This window comes from Spirosoma sp. 48-14 (genome assembly GCF_001898575.1).
In the GTDB taxonomy this organism is placed as follows: domain Bacteria; phylum Bacteroidota; class Bacteroidia; order Cytophagales; family Spirosomataceae; genus Spirosoma.
Genome location: NZ_MKUD01000043.1, coordinates 42,051 through 58,586, shown reverse-complemented (window position 1 = coordinate 58,586; position 16,536 = coordinate 42,051). Strand labels below are relative to the sequence as shown.

Annotated in this window: 16 protein-coding genes; all 16 read right to left on the bottom strand. The window is 49.6% G+C overall.

All coding sequences use genetic code 11. The features are described 5' to 3' along the window. Nucleotides 1-26: 26 nt before the first annotated feature. Entirely contained in the window at nt 27-311 is a 285-nt protein-coding gene (locus BGO59_RS36455; RefSeq protein WP_293871653.1) for an ISAs1 family transposase, read from the bottom strand. Between the two features lie 111 nt (nt 312-422). Then, nucleotides 423-689 carry a type II toxin-antitoxin system HigB family toxin gene (locus BGO59_RS21645; RefSeq protein WP_293686647.1) on the bottom strand — a complete coding sequence of 89 codons (267 nt, stop codon included), beginning with the start codon at nt 687-689 and terminating at the stop codon, nt 423-425. Between the two features lie 285 nt (nt 690-974). Beyond that, nucleotides 975-1,982, bottom strand: a complete 1,008-nt coding sequence (locus BGO59_RS21640) for an NAD-dependent epimerase/dehydratase family protein (RefSeq protein ID WP_293686643.1) — start codon at nt 1,980-1,982, stop codon at nt 975-977. Nucleotides 1,983-2,045: 63 nt separating this feature from the next. Beyond that, nucleotides 2,046-2,621, bottom strand: coding sequence for a Crp/Fnr family transcriptional regulator (locus BGO59_RS21635; RefSeq protein WP_293686641.1), 576 nt, complete (start codon nt 2,619-2,621; stop codon nt 2,046-2,048). A gap of 63 nt (nt 2,622-2,684) precedes the next feature. Then, nucleotides 2,685-2,867: a hypothetical protein gene (locus BGO59_RS21630; protein WP_293686639.1), complete on the bottom strand. Its 183-nt coding sequence runs from the start codon at nt 2,865-2,867 to the stop codon at nt 2,685-2,687. Between the two features lie 581 nt (nt 2,868-3,448). Then, nucleotides 3,449-4,021 (bottom strand): Crp/Fnr family transcriptional regulator, encoded by a 573-nt coding sequence (locus tag BGO59_RS21625; protein WP_293686637.1) that lies wholly within the window; start codon nt 4,019-4,021, stop codon nt 3,449-3,451. Between the two features lie 19 nt (nt 4,022-4,040). Continuing rightward, a complete protein-coding gene (locus BGO59_RS21620; protein ID WP_080054388.1) occupies nt 4,041-4,265 on the bottom strand; it encodes a DUF2798 domain-containing protein in 225 nt (74 codons plus the stop codon). Between the two features lie 184 nt (nt 4,266-4,449). Beyond that, complete coding sequence (locus tag BGO59_RS21615) at nt 4,450-5,817, bottom strand: Gfo/Idh/MocA family oxidoreductase (protein ID WP_293686633.1); 1,368 nt, start codon at nt 5,815-5,817, stop codon at nt 4,450-4,452. A gap of 34 nt (nt 5,818-5,851) precedes the next feature. Continuing rightward, complete coding sequence (locus BGO59_RS21610; RefSeq protein WP_293686631.1) at nt 5,852-6,214, bottom strand: high-potential iron-sulfur protein; 363 nt, start codon at nt 6,212-6,214, stop codon at nt 5,852-5,854. 138 nt (nt 6,215-6,352) lie between these two features. Continuing rightward, on the bottom strand, nt 6,353-8,365 hold the full coding sequence (locus BGO59_RS21605; RefSeq protein ID WP_293686629.1) for a PVC-type heme-binding CxxCH protein: 2,013 nt from the start codon (nt 8,363-8,365) through the stop codon (nt 6,353-6,355). Nucleotides 8,366-8,387: 22 nt separating this feature from the next. Continuing rightward, nucleotides 8,388-9,725, bottom strand: a complete 1,338-nt coding sequence (locus BGO59_RS21600; protein WP_293686627.1) for a neutral/alkaline non-lysosomal ceramidase N-terminal domain-containing protein — start codon at nt 9,723-9,725, stop codon at nt 8,388-8,390. Between the two features lie 96 nt (nt 9,726-9,821). Continuing rightward, a complete protein-coding gene (locus tag BGO59_RS21595; protein WP_293686625.1) occupies nt 9,822-10,832 on the bottom strand; it encodes a Gfo/Idh/MocA family oxidoreductase in 1,011 nt (336 codons plus the stop codon). A gap of 88 nt (nt 10,833-10,920) precedes the next feature. Further along, nucleotides 10,921-12,342, bottom strand: coding sequence for a Gfo/Idh/MocA family oxidoreductase (locus BGO59_RS21590; protein ID WP_293686623.1), 1,422 nt, complete (start codon nt 12,340-12,342; stop codon nt 10,921-10,923). An 87-nt stretch (nt 12,343-12,429) separates the two neighbouring features. After that, complete coding sequence (locus tag BGO59_RS21585) at nt 12,430-13,512, bottom strand: hypothetical protein (RefSeq protein WP_293686621.1); 1,083 nt, start codon at nt 13,510-13,512, stop codon at nt 12,430-12,432. A 5-nt stretch (nt 13,513-13,517) separates the two neighbouring features. Then, a complete protein-coding gene (locus BGO59_RS21580; protein WP_293686619.1) occupies nt 13,518-15,584 on the bottom strand; it encodes a beta-N-acetylhexosaminidase in 2,067 nt (688 codons plus the stop codon). Nucleotides 15,585-15,760: 176 nt separating this feature from the next. Then, nucleotides 15,761-16,504, bottom strand: a complete 744-nt coding sequence (locus BGO59_RS21575; RefSeq protein WP_293686617.1) for an SDR family NAD(P)-dependent oxidoreductase — start codon at nt 16,502-16,504, stop codon at nt 15,761-15,763. Nucleotides 16,505-16,536: the final 32 nt, after the last annotated feature.

The window sequence follows — 16,536 nt, the reverse complement described above, 5'->3', positions numbered from 1 at the left end:
TCTTGGAATATTACCAGCACACAAACCTAAAGGGCGGCCCGGCAGCGGTACAAACAGTCGGCAAAAGCGTCCTTATCCAAAAATTTGAGCACCCGATTAAATGTATCATGGGATGGAATGCCGTTAGGCAGACTCAGAAAGGTTCGCAGGAAGGGCTCTTTCTGCCGACCGTAGAGGGCGATTTCCTCATAATCATCAGCGCCACAAATGACAGCTAACAAGGTGATTACCAATATATCAAGCAATAGATGCCGTTTACGTCGATTCAATCGAAAGTCAGGTACGTTTGCGAAAAAAGTAGTCCAATCCATGCCACAAAGATCGGTTCTAAAAACAAACGCCCTATTTTAATGCGTTTAACCTGTTGATATCTGAGTGTTTCCATTTTAATAATGATTTACGGTATACTGTTGGTTATGCTTTCAAAGCTTAACATACTCGGCATGGGCGCCTATCCAGCAGACAAATAGATGAACCTGATTTTTTCCAAAGGCGTATTTGCAGATCATTCTGTAATAATTGCCGCCGATATCAAACACAATACGGTTGGTGCCATTACCGAGCAAATCGGCTGCCCCAAATGTATCTTTAATAGCCTCAGGTGTCTGCCAGTCGGCAAACTTGACTACGGTGAGCCAAACCTTAAAAGAACATTTACTGCGAGCGGTCTTTTCGGCGTAAGCCTCAATCGTCTCCTTTCTAATTAGATGAACCTTCCTAAGCTTCTGTAACCATTCGCAGGAGGCTGTCTCAGATAGGAGGATATTTTGAGATTAGATTAAGTGAAACTGTGTATATAGGGTGGCTTTAACCCTAAACAAAGACGCGCTACTTGGCAAGACGCTTAGAGACTAGTTTTAAGTGGGGGCGGTTTTAATAGGGTTAGTGGGGATAAAAGCATGGCTAACGGGTGAACAGCCTAGTTTGTAGTTGCTTCAAAAATGACTTATCGATGTTAGCCGTCCCCCGTTTCATTAGCTGAACCGATTACTATTTTTACGTAAATACAGCATAGCCTCTTTCACGGCTTGTGCCGGATTTTTTGGGTTGAACCCTAATTCTGTCCGTGCTTTTTTCGTATCAAAGTCTTGTTGCAGTCCTGAAAACATGGCGATGTCTTTGGTGGTTAGCAGGGGCGCTTTTCCGGTTAACTTGCTGCCCATTTCCATAAACCAGGCAACGGCAAAAAGTATGAGCTTGGGCACTGCCATAGGTAATTTAATCGCTAATTCGGGGTAAAGCTCCTGGGCAATTCTGGTCGTGTCTTTGATGGGCATACATGTTTCGTTGGCTAAAATATAGCGTTCGCCATTTCGGCCTTTCGTGGCCGCCAGATAACACCCTTCGGCGACGTCTTTTACGTCGATCCAATTCAGGGTGATTCCGGTTTCAACGGGAATCTGCTTTTTCAAAATCAGGTTAATGACGCTGTATGAGACATTTAACGGAGCAAAGGCTTCGCTGCCGATCATAGCCGATGGCAACACGGCAACCAGTTCAATGTTATGCTTTTGGGCTAATTCAAAGGCTAATTTCTCTCCGTCGTTTTTAGCGTTGAAATACATATCCCGGCGGTCGGTATTGTAGCCGTTGCTTTCTTTTATGGGAAGTTTGGTGAATTCCGTCGCTGCGATGGAACTTACATAGACAATTCGTCTTACGCCTGCTTCAACTGCGGCCTCTATAGTGTTTTTTATACCTTCGAGATTTACGTCATAGATTTCTTTTTTCGGGTCTTTGGCCCAAAGTTTAAACGCGGCTCCAACCGCATAAAATACGTCAACGCCCTGCAATGCATTTATCAGTGATTGCTTATCGGTGATGTCGGCCTGTACTACGTCGCAATTCAATCCGGCAAAGGGCTCTTTGTTTTTGATGGTACGAACCGAAGCCCGAACCCCTTTGTCAATCAGTAATCTCACTACGTTGTTGCCCAAATGCCCGTTAGCGCCTGTAACCAGGGCCAGATTTTTTTGTGTCATAGTTTTGCCAGTTAGTTACGACACAAAATTCAGGCTTGCTTAGGCAACCCTGCTTCACAAATGTTACCGAATCATCTCCTTTCGAATTCGGCTCAAACTTTTCGGATTCATCCCCAAAAACGAAGCGATGTATTGTAACGGAACACTGTGCACTATATGCGGGTAATTATCGATGAGTTTTTGGTATCGTTGTTCTGCCGGGAGCGTGGCTAATTCGTTTGAGCGATTTTCGTTATAAGCGAGCGACTGCTGAAAAATCAAAATGCTGAAATCCTTAAACGCGGTGCTTTGCTGTGTCAATACATCCAGGTTATTCCTGGTAATCCGAAGTAATTCGCACTCCGTAACGCACGCTACGTTTTCGTTGGATTTTACCTGATTGATGAAGTTGACATACGATGTGATAAAGCCGGGTGGGCAGTTGATGTGGGTTGTCACCTCATCGCCTTTGTCATTATAATGAAATAGTCGCACAAACCCAGACACAACAAAGTATACGTATTTCGGAATTTTCCCTTCTTCTTCAAGAATACACTTTTTCGGAAAAAGCACCGGCTCAAAATACTGCTCGCACAACGCTTGTTCTTTTTGGGAAAATGGTACGTTATGAGCAATGAGCTTTACTAGCTGTTCGTGCATATTCAAACCGATGTTATGTGTAGTGCATTTAATCAACCATGTTTTCAATTCGTCGAAACCTACTCATTTCCAGAATGGTTTCGTGCGAAGATTCCGTATTGATACAGCATACTCATTTTTGAGTTGCGTATGAATAGCCATACAAATGGCAGGATGCCCCAAGTTATAACTAATTGTGTTGTCAATGTTTACCGGAACCATCTGCTTTATGTTTTCCAGAACCGTTTCGGGAGGTACAGAATCCATAACATGACAGTCCAGTGGAAAACTATGGTCGATATCGGCAAACAGGTCATCGTTATGTTCTGCGTAGATAAAACTTCTGACGTTTTTGCGGATGGCAAGCCCTCTGTTTAGTTCATACAGGTGCGATAAAGATGTTATATCCCCAATCAGCAAATAGTTGTCAGCCGTGTTATCGACCAGATGCTTACCCCTGGGTTGATTAAAATAAACCGTTTTTCCTCGCTGAATCGCTTGAATCCAGTGGGCTCCCTTCCCATTTGAAAACGTACAGATCGCTAAGTCGGCAATTTAGTAAACCGGTTCATAATTCCAGAAGGAAGATTTGCGGTTTTCACAGGATCATGATATGGATTGCCTAAATAAAAATCGGCGGTAATGCCTGGTACGTAGTACATTCAGGCAAAATCACGGCTTTGGACCTTAATATGAAAGGTATGTTCAGCTATTTATCTTTCTTCAGAATAACACCGCTGTAGATGTAATCCAGGTTATTACGGTATCTCATACAATCAATGTTTTATGGGCTGCAAATCTGACAAAGCCGCTACCGAAAAACATTGATGCAGCTCAACGTGTTGATTTCATTTCACTTTAGCTTTCAGCCTGCTAAGGGTTTCCTGCGAGATATTCAGATACGAGGCCACTAGTTTATTGGAAAGACGTCGGACAATAACCGGATTTTCGGCTAGTAACAGCCGGTATTTTTTGGCAGCATCCTGGATCAGAAAAGACCTCAGTCGTTTGGTATTAGTCACATACGCGTTTTCCAGATAATAGCGGTAAAATTTCTCCCACTGCGGAATCGTATCCAACAGGTGATAAAAATCGTGGTGGCTGATGGAGAGCAGTTGGGTGGGTTCGGCGGCCTGTATAAATTCTTCGGAAGCGTCGCCCGTAATAAAGCTGACCAGTGCCGTGGCAAACTGGTTTTCAAAGGCAAAATAGCGAGTGGCTTCCTGACCTTTCTCGTCGATGAAGAATACCCGTAAACAACCCTTGCCAACGAAGTAGGTTCGCTGGCTGGTTTGTCCGTGGGTTACCACGATTTCGTTTTTGGTTAGAGTCAGTGGTCTGAAATAGGAAAGAATCGTATTCAGTTCCTCCTCACTGACCTTAATCTGACGGTTGATATACCGACTCAGTTGTTCGTGCATTCATTCAGCGTTAATTGATCTATGGTCTGGTGGCTACCCGCTCCGCCAGTCTGCGTGCGTTGGGAATGATGATGAAGGCAGCCGCATAGGCTACGGGCAGCATCACACTCCAGGCTTTAAGGAACTTCAGGAACCAGTCGGGCCCAAAGCCATAGTTCCGCATCAGGCCGACAAACGCCATGATCAGCGTCATCGGGATTACCACAAACAGGGTGTTAATGTACTTAAAATGTTTCTTTTTCATGTCGGGACTGTTTTGCATTCTTGACGCTGCAAAAGTGCATGGTCCAGACACCGAAAGCCTTGATGTAGATCAAGATTTCGTTCTAATTTATCGTATCTAAGCTGTTGTGAGACGTGGTGAAAAATAGTCGGGCCACCAGGTGGATAAAAAGTAATCACAGCTGTTACACAATCTATCGGCCACGCTACAGGGTTGGTTCCCAGCCCGTCTCGTAGTCCCGCTTCCAGAATTTCAGGGCGTTTTTATTAGTCAGAATATGACCGTTCGTTGGGTCAATAGCCAGCGCATCGCCGGAGCGTAAAGCAATGTTACCTAGCTGACAAAGGAGCGTGCTCTGATGACCACTTAAAATGCCTGACGTCAGGGGAGTACCTGTCCTGATCGCTTCGATGAAATTCTGGATGTGCGTTGCGTCTAATGCCTGCGACGGGTTCATTTTATTACGGGGGTCGATGGGTAGATCGTTCTTAATATCCTTGACTAGCTTATTGTCGAGGTCGAAGATTTTGTAGGCATTGCCACCTCCGTATTCCAGCGAGCCTTTTTCGCCGTAAAACGTAACGCCCACATCGCTGCCTTCTACCGTTCGCCCGTTGCAGCTTCGGCCTTCCCAGCTCATGGCTGTGTTGTTCGGGAAGGTCAGATTGATGACCTGCGTGTCGGGGGTTTGCCAGTCATCTTGATAGCGATACCGACCACCCAGCGACGTAACTTTATTGGGGTACTCGACATCCAGTCCCCAGCGCATCAGATCGAGCATGTGCGTACCGTTGTTGAGGGCTTCGCCGGTACCCCAATGCCAGAACCAGTGCCAGTTATAGTGAATAACGTTGTCTTTATAAGTACGTCGGGGAGCGGGTCCCTGCCATAAATCATAATTCAGCCAGCCAGGTACGGGCGCAGGTTTGCCTATACCGATGGTGGCCCGGTTGTTGGTGTACCAGCCTTTGGCAAAATAAGGTCGACCAATGGCCCCATTCTTTAACTCCTCCATAGCCTGTCTCACATTTGGCCAGGAGCGCCGTTGGTTACCCATCTGGACAATATTCTTGTACTTAGCCGCCACGGCTACCAGCAATTCGCCTTCATATGGGTTATGGCTACAGGGCTTTTCAAGATACACATGTTTGCCCGCTTTGGAGGCCAGAATAGCCGCTGGCGCATGCCAGTGGTCGGGTGCCGCAATGACAAGCGCGTCCATGTCTTTGTCGTCGAGGGCTTTCCGGAAGTCGGGCTGATTTTTTGGTTTCGTTTTCTGAATGCCTTCTACGGTCTTGATGCACGTTTCGGCTGCCCTTGAATCGACATCGCAGATGGTAACTACTTCGCAATTGGGTTGGAGGGCGTAGTTGCCAGCCAACGCCAATCCGCGACTGTTGACACCCATGACCCCCACGCGCACTTTTTCATTAGCGCCCAAAATTCGACCATAGCTTTTGGGGGTAAACTGCGGCAAAACGCCCCCAACCGACAACGCGGCTGTTCCGATAACCGTTTTTTTGACAAAGCTTCGTCGGGATTCCAGAGATAGGTCACTGATTTTGTTTTTCATGACTGGCGGATTTTAGGAGGAAGAAAGGATGTTTCTACTTGCCTTGAGGAGCCCAGTAGGTACAATAGCCGGTTGTATAAACGGGGCCCTTGAAGAGCATACACGAGCCACAGCTTTGTCCTTCTTTGGGGGGAAGCCACAAATTGCAGTTGCCGCATTTCGATTCTGGCCGGGGTGACTGAGCGACGTAGCCCAGCTTTTTTCGGGTTTGTAAATCGGTTTCGCTGACACCCGAAAAGTCCTCACAGGGATTGACTGATGCCTTTTTCTCTTCCTGACCGGACGTTGTTTTAGACTGACATCTACTCAGTACCAGCGCCAGCCCTAAAGCTGTTGATACCGAAAAAATGGATTTGCCAATAAATTGTCGTCGGGAGTAGCGTTGTTGTTTAGTCATTATATTCATTCGTTAGAATAATTACTGTTTAGGCTATACTCCGGCGTATCCTCCGTCTGTGTTCACACAGAACGCATTGACCGAGGCCGATTTACAGTCGTTCTGTGCGAACACAGACAGAAAATATCGATAGATGAATTACGGCAAATTCGTTTTTTTGCCTTCGGCCAAACCGTTCGTTACACTGGCTTTCCAATGGGGTTGCTTATCGAATAAGGTGGCTAACTCAGGGGCTTCGTTACCACGCTTTCGGGAGCCAATTACAAAGGCCAGGCCGTGCAGAAATGCGTTGGCTTCGGGTGTTTGGACCTTAAAGAAGAGGCCGTTTTGCACCAACTGTCTGGCCAATGCTACCGACGACCCCGCTTCTGAACTGAGAATGGCCATTCGGAACCAGGGGTCTTTGCCGTATTGCTCCAGCAGGCTTGCCAGCGCTGGGGTAACGTGTTGAGCCGGGAATTGACCCAGACTCAGGGCGGCCTGGAACGCTACCAGAACCGATGAATCGCGAGCTTTTTCGATAATCTGGGGTAAGGTAGCCGGGAACCGTTCCGCCAGCATTACGCCATAGGTTCGGATCTCGGGTTGGTGATCCTGCATCGCCTGCTTTACCGTTGCTATATCCAGTGCATTCAGGCCTTCCAGGGTAAAAAATGCGTGTAAGCGAGCCCGTGGATCGGTGTGGTTGGTGAGCATCTCCCGAAGGGCCGGAATAATCGATTTGTCCTGTTTTTCGAGCAGCAGGCGTTGCGCCTGCAAACGCCACCATTGGTTGGTATGCGCTAGTAAACCGACGAGTTGGGCACTGGTTTTATTCCTCAGTTTAGGCTGAACAATAGCTGCTTTGCTCCCTTTATCCGCAACTCGATAGATGCGCCCCAGCTGGCTGCCGTTCATAAAATCCATGTCTGCCTTGAGGTCTTCCGGGATGGCCGTGGGTGTTTCGATGTGCTGCCGATACATGTCGACCACATACAGCGCTCCGTCGGGGCCGACCGTGAAGTTGACTGGCCGGAACCAGGGATCGGTTGAAGCAAGAAATTCATGTGCTTTCTCCTGAGTAGCCCGTTGAGCGATGAATTGGGGGCCCGTGGCCGAGTGTTTCAGCCCATCCCGGTGGATGAGATTACCCGCAACTTCACCCGTAAAGATCGACCCATAATAGTCTTTCGGTAAGGCGTCGCCACCATAATAGGTACCTCCCGAGGCCCCCGTAAAGTGGTCATCGGCGTATTCGTGCCGATCGGTGAGGTGAGCCTCCTCAAACTGCTGGTTTCGCCGTTTCGTTCGTTCCTGCCGCCAGTAGGGGGCCGGGGTTTCCTGGAACATAATTGGGTCGTGGTCCGAAATATTGACCGTAGGTTCGAGGGCTGGAAGATGCTTATGTCGGTACAGGTAGCGGGCCGGAATGGGCGCCTGCTGAATGTGCAGGCTATTTTCCGTAAAGAACCGATTGCCCCAGTCGTCGATAGCCAGTCCAAATTGCCCCGAACTCGACTCGATTTCAAACTGCCCGCGATCCAGGCGAAACCGAAAATCTCCTCCTTTGACCGAAACGGGCGGTGCTTTAGGATTTCGGGTGAAGCGAATTTCGCCCTCCCGGCCCGTGTTGGATGCATAAATCCAGTTGTCGACACTGTACCGGAGGTTGGTAATCTGGGCTTCGGAGTTGTCGGCGAAGAAACCGGTGAACAGGATTTCCTTCACATCGGCCCGATGATCGCCTGTGGTGTCTTTAAGGAACAGGATGTTGGGGGCAGCCGTCACCAGCAAGCCCCCTTGCCAGGGCAAAATGCTGGTAGCTTCGGAGAGGTGATCGGCAAAGACCGTTGCGGAGTCGGGCTTCCCGTCGCTGTCCGTATCGATCAGCATTCGGATGGCTCCCCGTAGCGATCCATCGTCGGGTTTGACGGGGTAATCGGGCATTTCGACTACGAACATGTTGCCTTCTTCGTCAAACGCCATATCGACCGGGTCCAGCACGAGGGGCTCAGCGGCAAACACCGAAACCGCTAATCGATCATCGCTCAGGTGGAAGCTTTTGAGTGCCTCTTCAGGCCTAAGCGCTTCTTTGTAATGCGAACAGGAAACCAATAGACCTATAGCCAAACCAACGGCTGCAATACGAAATCGGTTGTTTATTAGATGCATAGTATAGTTGGTAGTCCGTGAATCAGTTCCGTTTAGGTAGTCCAATCTGATCGGCCAGACGGTTTATTTCCTGATAAATCAGGGTCGGAACCTCGGGTGCCCAGGTGGCTGGCAGGCCATAAACCATCTGCGATGAAGCGCCTTCATACCCCCCTTCCTGCAAAATGGTGGGAGAAGGTATGTAGCCCATGACATCGTTGGCATAGCCCATCACGAAAATGTCCTGCCCGAAGCGTTTTTTACAGTCAATGGCGTATTGGATAACGAGTTCGCCACCGAAACTCAGGATGGATTGATCACCTAACCGCCAGATTTGCAATGGGTAAGTGTAGTGGCTTAGGAAGGGTTTGCCGTGCTTTGTTTCGGCCAGCATACGCGTTGCCCAGCGCTTGAGGTAACCTTCGTTTTCCTGAATGGTCTTTGTCAATTCGGCTTCGGATGGGGGAGCCGAAAGTGGTAGGTCAATTTCCGAATAGGCTGTGCGAGCCTGAGCGGCAAGGCTGCGCATGGGCTCGTCGAGTACGCGATCAACGGCTGCGGCTAACTCCTGCCCATACTGACGAGCCAGGGGTACTGTACGGCGGGGTAATGGATTTTGATCGCCAGCCGCGCCCTGAAAGAACATCGCCGTTACGCCAGGATACGTTTTCTCCAGTTCCAGTTGGGCAAAGCCAGCGTAATCGCCCGACCATTGGTATACATCCAGTACCGTAGGGTGGCAGGCATAGCCGAACACAATGGTTTTTAGCTTTCCATTGGAATCGACAATCTTAATAACCGGAACAGCGTAATCGTTTGGGCCTTTCAGCTCCGTCTGTTCCAGAAGCGCACCTTCTTTGTTGTTGCGTCGATTCACCTGAAACCGGGTCACTCCATTTTGGGCGAATAACTCGACAGGTTCCAGTTTCTGTAGCGCCTGGCCAACCAACGTAATGATCTGCACTTCCAGCCAGCGGGAATAGCGATCAATTTTTCCCTGCTCCCTGGCCTCGAAGGGGTAAATATCCTGCAGGGCCTTGTCCACTACCGGCCCCGAATGAGTATGTGAACTACTGAGAATGATCTGCGCTTTGGTCAGACCAAACTGCCTGTTCAGCCGTTCGCGAATATGGTCCGACATGGATTTGGGAAAACCAAGTATATCGGTCGTCACCAGTACGACCCGATGCCCTGTTTCGTCTTCCAGCGCAAGTGCTTTGGCCCATAGATCATGAAGTTTTCCATCAGCCGCATGGGTGCGGGAGGCATAACCTGCCTGCCAGATGGCCTCTCTCGGGGTAATAACTCCTTTGGCTGTTCCAGCTTTCCAACCCTTCGCCAAAGCCGGGTTATGCATCCATATCACCAGCCACAGTAACATCGTCAATCTCAATCGATTTCTTGTTGCTGACTCAGGCGTTTGTTGGTGCGGTGTATGTAGGGGCCGAATGAGCGCCATGCGGTTGTCTGGTTGAGATTATTTCTTCGCTATAGCCATAATATGTTCGAGAGTGACGGCAGACCCACCGCGACGTTTACTTTCATCGGCCGCTTCCATAAACGCGAAAATCTCGATGGTTTCCGCGGGCGTGACGGGTACTTCGCCAGTCTCGTAATACTTGATAATATCGTGTAGGAGCGGTTCGTAGCCACCGTAAGGACCCAGTATCAGGTTGCCCGTCTGGGTGAAGACCGTTCCGCCGTAGTCATGCTTTCCCGTGCGGGTTCCGCGAACAGTGCCTATACGTCCATCGGCCCAGGTGCCTACAATGATGTCGGTGCCATCGGTATGTACGCGGACCACCTGTTGGCAACCCGTACCCATCACCGTGTACAACGTTTCTACCCCATGAATGCCGTACCAGAAAAAGTCGGGATGCGTTTTTTCGAGTACCGCCGGGCTAAACGTATCAGCCCCCACAACCTGGCTTTTCGTCACGTTTTCAATGCCTTTGATGTGCCGGAGGGACGAAGCCGAAAAAAGGGGGATATTGTATTTTTTAGAAGCCTCAAAAATGGCAATAGCCTCCGGGAGCGAAGCCGCAATTGGTTTGTCGATGAAGACGCGTTTGCCTGCTTTTAGTACCTGTAACGCCTGTTCGAGGTGCAGTCGGCCATCGTTGGTTTCCAGCAATACCACATCGACCTTTTTAAGTAAGTCACTGATGGAGCTAACGATTTCGACGTTCAACTTTTTGACTTCTTCGGTATAAGCCGGCACGCGCGATGTGCTGCTTTCGATGTCTTTACTCCCCTGCGGATAAGCCGCCACGACTTTATAACCCAGGTAACTCGGATTGGCGTCTGGGGCATTGAGCGCTTTTACAAACGCTGTACTATGTGAGGTGTCCAACCCAATCATGCCCACGCGTTTGCCCGTTGCTACAGCCTGTTGGGCCTGAAGCAGCGTGGGGGCCAGTAGCAAAGCTGCACAGCCCTGCGATGTCTGTTTTAAAAAGAATCTTCGACCGGATGCTGATGAATTCATGATGTTAGGAAAGAGTTTTTTGACAGGATTAACATGATTTACAGGATTTTTTTGGATTACAATCTTGTAAATCCTGTCAAAAAAGCCATTATACTTTTGCCTGCGTAGTACCGCCTTTGCTCATTGCAATGTCGACGGGTTTGTTTTTCTGCCACGACCCGCCCGTAAAGTCCGGTACATCGATCGAGTTGGACCGGTGCGCTACCGACCAGGCACTCAGCGGCCCCACCGAACTCCATAATGCAGCATCATACACGTCCTGGTCGAGGGGGAGGCCATTTCGCAGACAGTCGATGGTACGCCAGTCCATCAGGAAATCCATACCGCCGTGACCGCCTACATTTTTGGCGATTTCGCCCATTTTTTTTACAATCGGGGGCATGTATTTTTCTTCCAGCGTTTTGATCTCTTTTTCCGTCATCCACTCATGGCCTGTGGAGTACCGGGCGGGTTCGGGGTATTTCAGCGCAACGCCTTTCGTGCCGCTAACCAGTTGAATGCGGGAGTACGGTCTTGGTGATGATACATCGTACTGTACCAGAATTGTCTTCCCTTTTTTGGTTCGGATGGTGGTCGTGCTCATGTTACCGTTGTATGGCTTGCCTGTGTACGTTTTGTAGAAATCGTCCTTAGCCGCCAGTTCCTTCGCCAGGTTTCCCAAAACAAAATCATTGCCCGACATAGAAACCAGGTAATCCATCTGATCACCCCGGTTGATATTCAGTACCTGACAAACCGGCCCTAGTCCGTGGGTGGGGTACAGGTTGCCGTTTCGTTTGTACATCTCCTCTAATTCCCACATCTGATAAAAGTGCTCTTTCGAGAAGATTAACTCCTGTAGGTTATGGATATAAGCGGCTTCGCAGTGGACGATTTCGCCAAAGAAGCCGTGCCGCGCCAGATTCAGATTGAGCAATTCCGTGAAATCGTAGCAACAGTTTTCGACCATCATACAGTGCTTTTTGGTACGCTCTGACGTTTCGACCAGTTGCCAGCACTCTTCGAGGGTTTTAGCGGCCGGAACTTCTACACACACATGCTTGCCGTGATTCATGGAAAACACGGCTATTGGTGTATGTAACGCCCAGGGTGTCAGGATGTAAATAAGATCAAGGTCTGTGCGCTCACAGAGTTTTTTCCAGGCGTCGGCATTCCCGAAATAAAGGTCTGGTTTGTGGCCGTGGGCTTCCAGTTTCTTTTTTGCCAGATTAACTCGCTCTTCCCGAAGGTCGCACAAGGCTTTTATCTCAACACCCTCGATTTGATTCAGTCGTTCAACGGCTCCCATACCCCGGTTGCCAATTCCCACAAAGCCAACGCGCACAACATCCAGTTTGGGAGCGGCATAACCACTCATATTAAAAACCTGAGGAGGAGTTCGGCTGGCCTGTTCACCAATCGTTTCCAGTTCGTCGGGTGTTGTGGCGTAAGCGGCAAATGGACTGGCGGCAACCAGACCCAACCCACTGAGTCCGGCTGTTTTTAAGAAATTTCTTCGATTCGTTTCCATAAAAGTTATTGCAGAATGGACAATGAATAATGTAGAATGGATAATTGCGGATAAATAGACAGGTAGTTATTCATTTTACATTATCCATTATTCATTAAAGAGTGCATCGCCCAAAAAGGCAGGTTTATAGCCTTTATCCGTAGCCCATTTTACCGCTGTCAGAATACGATCCCGAAAGTCGGGTTGGTAGGCTTCGTAGAACGGATAGAAGTATTGCTCGTGAACGAGTAAATCGACAAAGGGCGGCAGGCCCGATGGTAGGTTCGCGTAGTTATCCAGAAAAGGGCCAATGTTGGTCAGGTCTGTTTTGTCGATAACGATGCTGGCCCGAACCAAGGTGATGTCTTCCTGATTATCGTGCCAGACAAACCGCTTTTTCAGGTGCCGACGCTGTTCTACATCGAGATAGTAGGAAGCGGGTGGCAGCTCGTCATCAACATTGAAGTAACCCAGTTGGCCGATGTACCCCGCATCGCGCAGGGCTCGTGAGCCTTCCACCGTCGATTCGCCCCAGTGGAGTGTTGTGACAGGGCCCATAACGGCCTCGCCCGCAAATCGCTGAATCTGTTCGTTCACGATGGCGCAATCGTGGGCAACCTGGTCGTAGCCCGCCTGCTGATAAGGTCGATCTGGAAACTCGCCCCAGGCATGGAAACTCAGGCCGAGCCAGTCGGCATTGGCCTGCCATTCGGCTTTGAAGCGGTCGGGAAACTGCGACAGGTTGAACCCGTCGGTCTGATAAAAAAGGTTAAGGTGAATTTTGGTGCCGTAGGTTGTGTGAACCTGCTTCAAAAAGCCCAGATACGGATTGTCGAACAAGGATTGGTAGTTGCCCTGCTGTTGATAAATATCCCGTAGAAACCAGATGTTATCGTCAATCGACAGCCGATAATGACCCGCAAAATTCGGGAGCCAGTACACGCGTATGGATTTGCTTTCGTCCGTAGTGACGTTATGTACCGTAATCGTATTGTCGAATTGATTCAAGCGAACCTTTCCCGAAAAAACGCCCTGGTCATAGTTGGCTCCAATCCCATTGAGGGTTAAATAATGAGACGCAGGTGCCGATACCTGTACGTCGATTTCCAGACCGTTGGGGGTAGTCACACCATCGCGGGCGTGCAGCATATCACCGTCTATCGGACTTAAAAACTGGAGGGAATTGTTCATGTCGGTTAAAAATCTGGGGTAAACATCAACTCAAAGGATTTCAGGGGCTCGGTCTTTTTCTGAATCTTATAGTCCAGCAATTTTAGATGCAATTTTCGCCAGAGGCCAAAATCGACGTCGAATCGCCCGAGCATGGTGTTTAGTCGATACGGCATGTTTTCGGCGTTCCAGGCCTGTGCGTAGGCTTGTTTGAGCTCCCCCGTTTCGTCCATGGCATCGACTAGCAGGCTGTGGCAGGGATACGTCAGATCATAGAATACGTAATCATCCTTCGGTTGGGCCATCATCCCATTGTTCCAGCGATCGGTAATGGCTTTGGCCCATAAAAACCGACTGGCCGAATAGTTGATCAACCGAGCCGATACCAGCAGCGACTGAATGAAACTAGTGTCGGCTGGATTGGCCTGCTGAAGCGCACGGATCAGCCGTGCCTGGGCTTCCTCGGTGTGTAAGCGCACCTGTTCAAAATCAGCTTTGTGTTCGGTGGTGTTGGCCAGATAATAGGCCGAAAATGGATTCGACCAACTTTCCACGAGTGTACCGCGGGGTAGGCTTTGGGTGTTCTTGCCGAGACACTTTTCAAGATATTGACCGGCCGTTGCGATATGGTCGAAAGCGGCCTGCATATCCTGCGTATGGGCGGGGTAAACGACCGAGCTGTACTGGCCGGTAAAGGTAGTTTTGTCGGGTACGGTGCCCTGCCAGGCCGCAATGCAGCCATAGGCCATAAACAACCAGGACGCCCGGACAAAGGGCTCGACTGAATCGGTCCAGACAGACGTGATAAAGCCCAGCGTATTGTGCTGGAGGCCCGCTTTCAGGCAGAGGTTGATGTTTTCGTAGGTATAATCGGCCGAGGGGTAGATGTGTCCCCAACCCGATACGGCGGGCTGAATGAAAAAAGGCTTCTTCGCCTTCAGAACCGGATTCAGGTAGTTGTTGATGGCTGTTGTGTCGGGCGAGTATTCCCAGATGACCGGGATCACATCGGTCGGGAATTTGGCCAGAATGTTCGGGTAGAACGCGTTCATATCCGTCCAGGCCAGCAACGTTTTGCCGTATTGTTTGAACTCGTTGCTCACAAAACTGAGCTGCTGAATATAGAGCGCTTCGGGGTCAAGCTTCGTGGGAGATGCGTTGGCCAGACGCTTGGTTTCCCAGGTTTCGTCGAAGCCGACATGGATAAAGGGACTACTGAAAAGCGCCGTGTATTGCTTGATCCAGTCTTTCAGAAGCGTCTGGACGGCAGGGTTTCGCGGGTCGAGTTCGTGCCCATACTGCCCAATGGCCAGGGATGCGTATTTCTCGTTACGAATCAGCTCGTGCAGGTGCCCGTAGAAATTGACAAAGGGAATCACATCCATGTGTCGTTCGCGGGCGTAGGCAATAACCGATCTGATCTGTGCCTGCGAATAGCTTGCCTTGTAGTTCAGGGTTGGGAAGCCGTTCAGTTGAATGCTGACCTCATTATAGAAGTAATACTGATTGGTTTTCCAGCGGGCGAGAAAATCGATCTGTTTCTTGATTTCATCTACGGTCAGCAAGCCACCGTGCGCAAAATCCATCATGACACCCCGATAGGCCAGTTTGGGCTGGTCATTAATGGTGACGAACGGAAGCGTCGCCTTGGCTCCCTGACCCTGAATCAATTGACGGATCGTTTGTATGGCGTAATACAGGCCCGTTGAGGTTTGGGCCGTGATGTCAAGCCCTTTGGCCGAGATCGTAATGGCGTATTGTTCCCGATGATTGCCATTGGTGGCTTCCTGAGTTTCGGGTAATTCCTGGCCGGACGTTTTAACTGAATAACGAATGGTAGCTGTATTGGCTGATGAACTGGGCGTAATGGTCTTCCCCGTGCGTTCGCTCAGGATTTTCTTGAGTTCGTTGAGTGCAAACAGAACATCGGCAGGAACCTTTGGCGCTACATGAATCGTCAGATTCTGCAGCGGTAACGCTCCCTGACCATACTGGATAGATTGTGGTTGGGGAAGAAGGATAGGACGCTGCTGCGCCAGTGCTGTTAAACTCCAGCAATAAACAAGAATACAGGTAATCCAGAAGCGTTTCATAGTATGCTGGCGCGTGCATTTGCACGTGTCTATAATTTCGTCAGTATCCACTGACGCATTCGCAATTCTACACATGCGTCAGCGAATGCTGACGAGATTATGAGCACGAGCAAATACCCGCGCCAGATAGTGGATAGTATGAGTGCGGGTAAGCACCCGCCCCATACTACACCAACCTAATAAGTGGCTCGTCCCCCCGATAAATCGAAGGTGAAGCCCGTAGTAAAACTATTTTTGGGCGACACGATATAAGCCGCCAGATTAGCTGCTTCGTCGAGGGTGCCGCAGCGTTTCATCGGGATTTTATCGGTCATGTACTTAACCTGCACCTCCGGCATGGCATCTACCAGGGGAGTTTGAATCACGGCGGGTGCCAGCGCATTGACTGTAATACCTTTTTCGGCATACTCCTTACCCTGTACTTTGGCCATGCAGATTACGGCTGCTTTCGAGGCCGAATAGGCCAGCATGCCTGCATTTCCCTCTTTCCCGGCAATGGAGGCAATGTGCAGAATCCGCCCATAACTCCGGTCCAGCATGAAGGGTAGTGTAGCCTTGCAGGTATAAAAACTGCTCATGAAGTTTACCTCAAATACCTTGTGTAGATTTTCACTGCTCACCTCGTGGCTCTGCACGTTTGTGATCCCCGTAATACCCACGCAGTTAATGAGGGCGTCAATTTTGCCAAAGTGTGCATGTACCTGCGAAACGGCTTCGTTTACCCGACCTTCGTCGGTGATGTCGATGCCGATGCGCAAGGCATCCGGACCGTATTTTTCAAACGCCTGCTGTAAAGCGGATTCATTAAAATCGAGCAAGCCAACCTGAGCGCCTTCGGCCAGTAACTTGTGTACGATGGACAACCCAATTCCGGAGGCTGCTCCGGTAACCAGCGCAACCTGTCCGCTAAATTCTCCCATGATACTGTGGTTTTGAGTAAATGAACAATGAG

Bases quoted from the DNA above. Each gene is read 5' to 3' on its own strand.
- BGO59_RS36455 (WP_293871653.1), bottom strand. From the start codon at position 311: ATGGATTGGACTACTTTTTTCGCAAACGTACCTGACTTTCGATTGAAT.
- BGO59_RS21640 (WP_293686643.1), bottom strand. From the start codon at position 1,982: ATGACACAAAAAAATCTGGCCCTGGTTACAGGCGCTAACGGGCATTTG.
- BGO59_RS21635 (WP_293686641.1), bottom strand. From the start codon at position 2,621: ATGCACGAACAGCTAGTAAAGCTCATTGCTCATAACGTACCATTTTCC.
- BGO59_RS21630 (WP_293686639.1), bottom strand. From the start codon at position 2,867: ATGGATTCTGTACCTCCCGAAACGGTTCTGGAAAACATAAAGCAGATG.
- BGO59_RS21625 (WP_293686637.1), bottom strand. From the start codon at position 4,021: ATGCACGAACAACTGAGTCGGTATATCAACCGTCAGATTAAGGTCAGT.
- BGO59_RS21620 (WP_080054388.1), bottom strand. From the start codon at position 4,265: ATGAAAAAGAAACATTTTAAGTACATTAACACCCTGTTTGTGGTAATC.
- BGO59_RS21615 (WP_293686633.1), bottom strand. From the start codon at position 5,817: ATGAAAAACAAAATCAGTGACCTATCTCTGGAATCCCGACGAAGCTTT.
- BGO59_RS21610 (WP_293686631.1), bottom strand. From the start codon at position 6,214: ATGACTAAACAACAACGCTACTCCCGACGACAATTTATTGGCAAATCC.
- BGO59_RS21605 (WP_293686629.1), bottom strand. From the start codon at position 8,365: ATGCATCTAATAAACAACCGATTTCGTATTGCAGCCGTTGGTTTGGCT.
- BGO59_RS21600 (WP_293686627.1), bottom strand. From the start codon at position 9,725: ATGTTACTGTGGCTGGTGATATGGATGCATAACCCGGCTTTGGCGAAG.
- BGO59_RS21595 (WP_293686625.1), bottom strand. From the start codon at position 10,832: ATGAATTCATCAGCATCCGGTCGAAGATTCTTTTTAAAACAGACATCG.
- BGO59_RS21590 (WP_293686623.1), bottom strand. From the start codon at position 12,342: ATGGAAACGAATCGAAGAAATTTCTTAAAAACAGCCGGACTCAGTGGG.
- BGO59_RS21585 (WP_293686621.1), bottom strand. From the start codon at position 13,512: ATGAACAATTCCCTCCAGTTTTTAAGTCCGATAGACGGTGATATGCTG.
- BGO59_RS21580 (WP_293686619.1), bottom strand. From the start codon at position 15,584: ATGAAACGCTTCTGGATTACCTGTATTCTTGTTTATTGCTGGAGTTTA.
- BGO59_RS21575 (WP_293686617.1), bottom strand. From the start codon at position 16,504: ATGGGAGAATTTAGCGGACAGGTTGCGCTGGTTACCGGAGCAGCCTCC.